The organism is Actinoallomurus acaciae, from assembly GCF_042429965.1.
Classification (GTDB): domain Bacteria; phylum Actinomycetota; class Actinomycetes; order Streptosporangiales; family Streptosporangiaceae; genus Actinoallomurus; species Actinoallomurus acaciae.
Map to the genome: position 1 here is coordinate 1 of NZ_JBHLZP010001061.1, position 1,224 is coordinate 1,224.

At 75.1% G+C, this 1,224-nt stretch carries 1 protein-coding gene; it reads right to left on the reverse strand.

Annotated elements, in window-relative coordinates; genetic code table 11:
• On the reverse strand, positions 1-1,224 hold a 1,224-nt coding region (locus ACFFNX_RS50445), incomplete at both ends, for an MFS transporter (RefSeq protein ID WP_378213619.1).

Genomic DNA, 1,224 nt, shown 5'->3' on the forward strand with positions numbered 1-1,224 from the left:
GCCGACGTCGCCGAGCAGCGCGACCGAACCGGCCACCAGGAAGGCGGTGTGCAGCCCGCTCAGGACGGCCGGTGTCCCGGTGGTGGCCGGGGCGAGCGCCCGGGTACGGGCGGCGGCGATCGCGGTGAGGCCGGCCACGCCGACGGCGCCGACGAAGGTGGGCATCTGGGCCAGGCTGCCGGCGACGCCCTGGTCGGCCTCGTCCAGGCCGGAGGTGATCGTGGTGACGGCGGCCACCACGGTCAGGACGTGCCCGAACCCCATCGTCGCCGAGGTGGCCAGGAGGAGGGCCGGTCCGCCCCCGGCGGGCAGGAACACCATCGCGGCGGTGCCCACCGCCTGCACGGTCAGGCCGAGCACGATGATCGGCACCGTCCCCCGAGCGCTGATCAGCCGGGCCGCGAGGGTCCCGGCGAGCAGCGCCGCGACGCCCTCGCCGAGGAAGCCGAACCCGGTCCGCAGCGGGGAGTACCCCAGGACGTCCTGCATGTGGATGCTGAGCAGCAGGGTCGCCCCACCGCACATCCCGAAGGTGACCAGCGCCACGGCCATGCCCCAGGTGACGGTCCTGCGGCGCAGGAGCCGGAGCGGAACGAGGGGAGCCGCGTGCCGGGCCTCCACGAGGAGGAACGCGCCGAGGAGGACCACGGCGGCCACCAGCGTCGCGAGCGTCGGCACGCTGCCCCAGCCCGCCCGGTCACCGGTGGAGATGCCATAGACCAGGGCGAAGAGCCCGCCGCTCGCCAGGATCGCGCCGGGGACGTCCAGCCTGGCCCGGCTTCCTCGGCCGGACTCGCGCACCACCGTCAGCGCGCCGAGCATGACCAGCGAGCCGATGCCGAACAGGATGAGCATGGTCCAGCGCCAGTTCAGCCCACTGGTGATCAGCCCGCCGCCGATCGTCCCGACGACGAACCCCAGCGAGAGCAGGGCGCCGTTGACCCCCAGCGCCCGGGTGCGCCGCGGCCCCTCGGGGAACGCGGCGATCATCAGCGCGAGCGCGGTCGGGCCGATCATCGCCGCCGCGACGCCCTGCCCGACGCGCGCCGCCACCAGCAGTCCCGGGCTCGGCGCCAGCCCGGCCAGCAGCGAGAACACGGTGAAGGTCGCCACCCCGATGATGAACAGCCGGCGCCTGCCGACCATGTCGGACGCCCGCCCGAACAGCGCCATCAGCGCGGCCGTCGGCAGCAGGCACGCGGTGGCCACCCACTGGAGGGCCGA